Source organism: Zemynaea arenosa (assembly GCF_004614185.1).
Classification (GTDB): Bacteria; Pseudomonadota; Gammaproteobacteria; order Burkholderiales; family Burkholderiaceae_D; genus Telluria; species Telluria arenosa.
In genome coordinates this window covers 1-6,781 of sequence record NZ_SPVF01000043.1, presented here as the reverse complement: position 1 = coordinate 6,781, position 6,781 = coordinate 1, and the positions used below count along the sequence as shown (strand labels likewise).

7 protein-coding genes and 2 pseudogenes are annotated in these 6,781 nt (G+C 66.6%); 7 read left to right on the top strand and 2 right to left on the bottom strand.

Annotated elements, in window-relative coordinates:
• Positions 1–397 (bottom strand): annotated as a pseudogene (locus E4L96_RS03065) (two-component sensor histidine kinase); the annotation flags it as partial.
• A 171-nt stretch (positions 398–568) separates the two neighbouring features.
• On the opposite strand from E4L96_RS03065, the gene E4L96_RS03060 reads away from it, so the two are divergent.
• Entirely contained in the window at positions 569–1,324 is a 756-nt protein-coding gene (locus tag E4L96_RS03060; protein ID WP_135205762.1) for a PEPxxWA-CTERM sorting domain-containing protein, read from the top strand.
• 6 nt (positions 1,325–1,330) lie between these two features.
• Here the strand turns inward: E4L96_RS03060 and E4L96_RS03055 are convergent, their stop codons facing one another.
• Positions 1,331–1,717: a hypothetical protein gene (locus E4L96_RS03055; protein WP_135205761.1), complete on the bottom strand. Its 387-nt coding sequence runs from the start codon at positions 1,715–1,717 to the stop codon at positions 1,331–1,333.
• Between the two features lie 130 nt (positions 1,718–1,847).
• Between E4L96_RS03055 and E4L96_RS03050 the strand changes: the two genes are divergently transcribed.
• From E4L96_RS03050 to E4L96_RS03030, 6 genes and pseudogenes are all read left to right on the top strand, one after another.
• Complete coding sequence (locus E4L96_RS03050) at positions 1,848–2,567, top strand: hypothetical protein (protein WP_135205760.1); 720 nt, start codon at positions 1,848–1,850, stop codon at positions 2,565–2,567.
• 46 nt (positions 2,568–2,613) lie between these two features.
• A complete protein-coding gene (locus E4L96_RS03045; protein WP_135205759.1) occupies positions 2,614–3,351 on the top strand; it encodes a hypothetical protein in 738 nt (245 codons plus the stop codon).
• An 8-nt stretch (positions 3,352–3,359) separates the two neighbouring features.
• A complete protein-coding gene (locus E4L96_RS03040) occupies positions 3,360–4,100 on the top strand; it encodes a substrate-binding periplasmic protein (RefSeq protein ID WP_135205758.1) in 741 nt (246 codons plus the stop codon).
• A 171-nt stretch (positions 4,101–4,271) separates the two neighbouring features.
• On the top strand, positions 4,272–4,820 hold the full coding sequence (locus tag E4L96_RS24025) for a hypothetical protein (protein WP_220433382.1): 549 nt from the start codon (positions 4,272–4,274) through the stop codon (positions 4,818–4,820).
• Between the two features lie 17 nt (positions 4,821–4,837).
• On the top strand, positions 4,838–5,116 hold the full coding sequence (locus E4L96_RS24020; protein WP_220433381.1) for a PEP-CTERM sorting domain-containing protein: 279 nt from the start codon (positions 4,838–4,840) through the stop codon (positions 5,114–5,116).
• A 210-nt stretch (positions 5,117–5,326) separates the two neighbouring features.
• Positions 5,327–6,781, top strand: a pseudogene (locus tag E4L96_RS03030) (hypothetical protein); the annotation flags it as partial.

The window sequence follows — 6,781 nt, the reverse complement described above, 5'->3', positions numbered from 1 at the left end:
GGTCGGCGGGGCCGGGCTGCTGCAGCACGGCCAGCGCGTTCTTGGCCGACTGGCGCCACTGGCGCGCGATCACCGACTGCGTGGCGGGAATGCCCTGCTCGAGCACATCCAGCGCGCGGGTGGCGTCGCGCATCGCGTCGGCGTAGCGGTCGCGGAAGGCCGGGTCGTCCAGCACCATGAACTGGCGCGCGGCGCGCTGCATCGCGATACCGCGTTCATCGAGGCGCGAAGCGTTCGCGGTCAGGACCACCGCGCGTTCGGCCGCGGCGCGCGAGAGCGCGGCAAAGCGGTCCAGCGTGTGCAGGGCGTGCAGCGACGTCGCGCCGAGCAGCAGCGCGATCACGATGAAGACGCCGATCGACAACTGGCGAAACGACAGGCGGGCGAGCTTGAGCATCTTGGACGAGAGCGCCAGGTATTGCAGAGTGGCGAATCTTACGTCAAGGGGACAAACGGGCTTGTCCGATTGAAACGCGCGCACGGTTGAGACCGTTTCCACTGCACAGTGTTCGGAAACTGTGGAGAATCCGCCCCTCATCTTCGTCAATACCCGAACAATGGAGGTTTCATGCGTACAACCCTGTCCTGCGTGGCCCTGGCGGCCGCCTTCGCGAGCGGAGCGGCCTTCGCCGACACCCTGCCCTCGGCCAGCTTCGACACGTTCTCGCTGCAGTACGTCAGCGACACGATGTCCCCGTCCGGTGGCGCACCGGCGTTTTCCGTGCTGTCGAGCTCGACCACTCAAACGCAGCTGAGCCTGGACAGCATGGCGTCGCTGCTGCAGGCGGCCGATCACGGCGGGTCGGCGCAGACCTTCTCGGATGCGCTGGTGCTCGGACTACAGGCGGGCGCGGGCTACCGGATCACGGGGTACAGCCTGTCGGGCACGCTGTCCGGGGAGATGGAGGTCGGCGCGGCCCCGGCCGGGGCCACGGTCACCACGGCGGGAAGCGCGCAGAACAGCGTGACCTTCGACATGCAGCTGTGGGCGCCGGGCGCGACCATGACCGATGGCGGGCGCATGTGGCATCAGGTGCAGCTCAATGCGGACCAGCCGTTCGACTTTCATGAGCAGAACTGGCAGGGACGCGATGCGTTCGAGCTGCGGCTGACCACGTCGGTGATGGCGGCGGCGCAGGCCACCGCGTGGAGCGACCCCTCGTGCAGCGCGTGCAGCACGGCGTCGTTTGCGCAGATGAATGTGCTCAATCCGGTGCTGACGGTGTACACCGAGGCGGTCGCGGTGCCTGAGCCGGCCACCTGGGCCATGCTGGCTGGTGGCCTGATGCTGGTCGGTGGCACGGTCCGCCGCCGGCGCGTGTAACGTCCGTTAGCCAGGACCGTAGTGCACGATGTAGTACGTCGCGCCGACCAGAGCAGTACACACCGTGATCACGACCGTGACGAATTTCCACGTCTGGCCATTCATTGCCTTGTACTGCTCGGCGATGACCCGGTTCTGGTCGGCGATCATCAACGTTTGCTCGGCGATCTTTAGGTTTTGCGCTGCGATGTTCATCGCCATCTCGTTGAGCTTGCCGTAGACCCGCTCAGTGAACTCCTGGAACTCGGCCCTGGTGACCATGTTCTCCAGCTTGGCTTCAATCCGGATCACGCGTCCAAGCAGATCCTGGCAGACCGCTTCCAGGCGGTCCACCCTGCTGCTCAGCTGGTCGATCCGATCCTCGTCGTTGTTCATCTCGTGTCCTGCGTTCATGGGTCCTCCTTTTCACTATAGACCCAGAGCGCGCGCACGGGTTCCGTCGCGCACGGCTGACACGTTTCCACTGCACAGCATCGCCAAACTGTGGAGAATCCTCTGCTTGTAATCTTGAACACGGTTTGTCATGCGTTCCGCCATTTCCGCTTTACGCCGCCCCCCGCCCGCCCCGCAGCCGCCTCAGCCTGTCGCTGAACCGACTGTCGCGTTCGAACCCTTCACCCTGCACTACGAATCCTGCAACGCGCGGGCCGCGCCGCTGGCGTCGGCGTTCTCGATCGTGGACAGCAATCCGCAGCGCACCACCATCTGCCTGGACAGCATGACGCTCGCCTCGGCGGCGCAGGAACAGGGCAACGGCAGTCATTCGCGCGCCGTCACGATCCTGCTGCGGATCGCCGCGCAGCCGGGCCACCGCGTGCTCAGCATCGATTTCGCGGGCACGCTGTGCGGCACCTTGCTGGGCGCCGCGGCCAAGCGCGGCCAGCCCTTGCCGGCCGGGATGCGGGCGGCGAATTTCGCCAGCATCGAAGCCAGCATCCACGCCCCCGACCGCAGCGAACTCGACGAACGGCGCCGCTGGTACCAGGGCCAGATCGCGTCCGACCGCCGCTTTGCCCTGAGCGTCGACAATATCCGCGCGCGCCGCCAGCTGATCCTGCAGCTGAATGCGGACATGTATGTGGAAGCCGGTGCGAGGCCATCCTACGCCGCGCTGCAGCTGCTGCAGCCGCTGCTCACGGTGCGCAGCGCGCCGATGCCCACGCTGGTCGAACGCCGTTCGCCGGCGTCGCTGCTGCGCCGCGCCCTCGCCGCGCGGGCGGAGGAGCGGCGCAGCCCGCATTGAGCGCAGCACCCACGGCGGCGCTGGCCGCCAGACTGGAGGATTCATCATGCGCAAGTCCCTGTGTGCTCTCGTGCTGCTGGCGTGCGGGTCCGCCGCACAGGCGCAAAGCTCGGTGTCCGCCGATCTCGGCATGTTTCGCTTGGACTACGAGGTCATTGACTCAGGCAACGCCGGTGTCGCCGCGCAGTTCACCGTGCTGTCGCAGGAGGCCGGCCGCACGGACATCCGGCTGGACAGCATGATCACCGCAGTGCAGTCCGAGGCCATCCATTGGCCCAGCGGCGGCACGATCTACGAATGGCTCGCGCTGAATCCGATCGGCCCATACCTCATCGAAAGCGTGGTCCTGCACGGCTGGTACGACGGCGCGCTGCGCGTCGGCGCCATCCCGCCCGGGTCCACGGGCGATGTGGGCTACGCGCATAACCATGCGCAGATCGACGTGCGCGACTACCGCACCACTGGCACCACGTGGGACGACCGCAGCTTGCAGCAGGACGACATTGACCATCCCTGGTCGTTCGACATGGGCATCGCCAACCGCGACGAGGGCAGCATGGCGCTGGAAGTACATGGGCTGGCGAATACCGATGCCGCCTCCACTTACTACGACGGCTACAACGGCACCGCGCAGTCGTACGCGCAGCTCGGGCTCGGCGAGGCGGTGCTGACCGTGTTCACGAGCTACCAGCCGATTCCCGAGCCACCGCTGTGGCTGATGCTGGCAGGCGGCCTGCCACTGGTGCTGCTGCGCCGGGCGCGCGCTCCCGCACGCCTGCGCTAAGATGGTGCATGCACCGAAGACGATTCCTGCTGGCAGGCGGCGCGGCCGCCGTGAGCGCGCGCCCCGAGGGTGCGGGGCCGGCCACGCCGCCGGTCCATATCCGCACCGGCAGCCTGCCACCGTTCGTGCTGGACCAGGGCCCACGGCACGGCGCGCTCCACGAGGTGGTGGAGGAGCTGCTGCGGCGCCTGCACATGCCCGCGCAGGTCGAGGTCCTGCCCTGGAAGCGCGCGTTAGTCCTGACCACAACCGAGCCGCGGAGCGCAGTCTTTCCACTCAGCCGCGTGGCCAGCCGCGAGACCGAGTTCCGCTGGCTCGCGCGCCTGTACCGTGAACGCTACGTGTTCCTGGTTCGCGACCCGGCGCGCTTCGACGTCAGCGCACCGGCCAGGATGAAGGCGCGCCGCATCGGAATCATGCGCGGGTCTTCCTTGATCGGCACGCTGGAGGAGCTGGGCTACCGCACCATCGTGGAAGCCAACTCGCCCGCCGAGTGCATGCGCTATCTGCTGGGCGGCATGGTGGACGCGGTGTTCGGCGAAGCGGCCATCGTGCGCTGGAGCGTCGCCCAGCGGGCCGACCGTGCCGCCTTCCAGGTCAGCGAGCCGCAGGCGACCGTTCAATCCTGGCTCGCCGGTTCCCTCGACTTCACGCCCGCCGACGCCCGCCGCTTCGAGACCGCCATGCAGGCCATGACGGCCGACGGCACCTACGCCCGCATCCTGCGCGGCTACGGGCTGACACCCTAGCGCCAGACCGGGCGCTGTCGAAGAATCTTACAGAAATGCCGGGCTTTCGTGCCGGTCCCGGCCCGCAGCAAAAAAAACGTCATCAATACAGCGGCTTACCCCGCTCCCTCGGCGGTGGCACAGACGATGCTAGAACGAGCACGTCCCTACCACACACGAAGGAGAAGGTTCATGAGACTGCACAATGTTTGTGCCTGCCTGGCAATGTGCTGTACGGCGCTACCTGCGGCGGCCGGCATCATCACCTTCGAAACCGCGGGCGCCGACCCGGCGTCCATCACGGCCACGCGGGACGCATTTCGCGCGGCGGTCGGGGGCGGCACCGTGGCGGGACCGAACGGCTCCTTCGGCGGCCTGCGCCGCGAGATCAACTGGGACGGCGTGCCGGACGCCGTGGCCGATCCCAATCCTCTGCCCGCCAATTTCTTCAACGTGAACTCGCCGCGCGGGGTCGTGTTCAGCACGCCCGGCACGGCCTTCTTGGTGAGCGCCAACGCGGGCATGGCGGTGCCGCCCCTGTTTGGCTTCCCCAGCGACTTCCAGACCTTCAGCCCGCAAAGGCTGTTCACGGCCATTGGCAGCAACATCACGGACGTGACGTTTTTCGAGCCCGGCACCGCCACCGCCGCCACCACCAGCGCCTTCGCGGTGGTGTTCGTGGATGTCGAAGTGGCCGGCGACCCACCACGCTTGAATTCTTCGACGAACACAACGTCCTGATCTTTTCCCGCAATGCCTTGGTCGCCGGCAACCAGGGGCTGAGCTTCGTGGGCGGCGTGGCCAACGCAGGCGAGCACATCAGCCGGGTGCGCCTGACCTCCGGACGCAACACGATCGTCTCCAACGGTGTACTCGGCAATCCGAATGATGACGTGGTGGTGATGGACGATTTCCTTTACGCCGAACCGGAAGCGGTGCGCCGGGTGCCCGAGCCGTCCACCCTGGCGCTGCTCGGATGGGGCCTGGCCGCCGCCGGCTTGGTGAGGCGCCGCCGGGCCGTCGCTGCGGTGCACTGACGCGGCCGTCCGCGCAAGAGGGAGCCTTGATCCTGCTTCGGGATCAAGGCTTTTTCCATTCTTGTACCCACTTTGTCACGTCCGCTGACGGTGCCTCATTTGGGGAATGGACCATAGGAAATAGTTCTGCTACCGTGACGTCCGCGCGCCTGTGGCCCGGGCCCGCAAGTCACCGCGCCCGCTCTCCTCGAACCGTTACGGACACGCCGCATGTATCTTTCAAAGTCTCTCCTCGCACTCGTCTTGCTCATCGGCTCGGTCACCGTCCAGGCCGAACCGGTCACCAAACTTCCGTTTGGTTTCAACATGTACAAGGCCGTTCCGGCGCCTTTGAGCTGGTCTGACCCAGCTGTCGAACCGGCGCTGACTGCGCGCTGGGGATTCCTCGCGCAGCTGCCAGGGCACAGTTTTACGGCTGTAATCGAACCCGAGCTCAAGCTTTCTGTCAGCTGGGAAGAACCCGGGAAGACCATGCGCTTCGATGCGCAATACAAGGGCAAACCCTTCGAAGGATGGACCCACCGCGTCATCCTCGACCCGGCCTCGCAGCAGATCCGCGTCGACGGGGATGAACTGTATCCGGACTCGTTCCTGGCCGACGGGTCGGTGTTCTTCGGGACCGGCCGCTGGTTCCGTCCGGGCTGGTATGTGATGCCCGAAGGAGATGGCATCTACCTCGACGATGCCATGTACTCAGTGCATTTCAAGCGCTCCGATCCTCCCGAGAGCGGGGCCCTGCAGGCAAGCCAGCCATCGCGGAGCAATGTGCCGCCCACCCGACCAGCAGCGCAAGCCGGTGCGTCGGCTGCGGCCAAAGTGGCGAACCCGCCGAAAAGTGCTGCGCCCAACCCGGTCCAACCGTCCGTGTCCGCCGCCGCGAGCGCAGCACCGTCGTGGGGCTGGCTGGACGGATACATCGACAAGACTTTCCTGCACCTGGACCAGAAATTCAGGATGTACACCGAGCAGAACGGCAGCGTGCTGGTATACGGCCGCTACAAATTCCGGCGCGCCGGAACCGGCGGCCAGCTCGTGGCCATCGCCTCGCCGGACTGCGAGACCGTCGGCGGCGTCCTGCGTTCCAGTCGCTCCATGGTGATCGAGTGTGAAGAGTGGACCGGTACCAACCGCTTTGTTATCGAGGCCGAGGGCGAAGGATTCCAGGAGACGTACTACTTCAAAAGCTCCACCGGCCTGAACTTCCTGAACGATTTCGAATACGTCAGTGCGTCGCACTGGAGTCCCGACACCCAGGCCAACCGGGAGCTCGAGGCCGAGCGGACCCAGCGCCATCGGGAAGAACAGGCCATCAAGGCCGCCGAATACGCAGCCGAGAAACGCGAACGCGACCAGGCCGAACGTGAGGCGCTGGCCGAGGGGATCGGGAATCTGATCTCGGGTGGCAGCAGCGACTACGAGCGCAAGGAAGCGGAAGCCAACGCCGTGCAACAGCGCATGCTGGACGGGATCGCCGCCAACGCCCGCGCCGCCGAAGCGCGCCAGCAGGCCGAGCGCCAGCGCCAGCAGGCGCAGCAGCAAGCCGAGGCCCGGGCCCAGCAGGAGCAGCGTCTCGCCCTTCTCAAGCAGACCCAGGAGGACAATGCCCGCCGTGCCGATGGCAACGCGCGCCAGGCGGCCGAGCGCCAGCGCCAGGCCGAGCAGGAC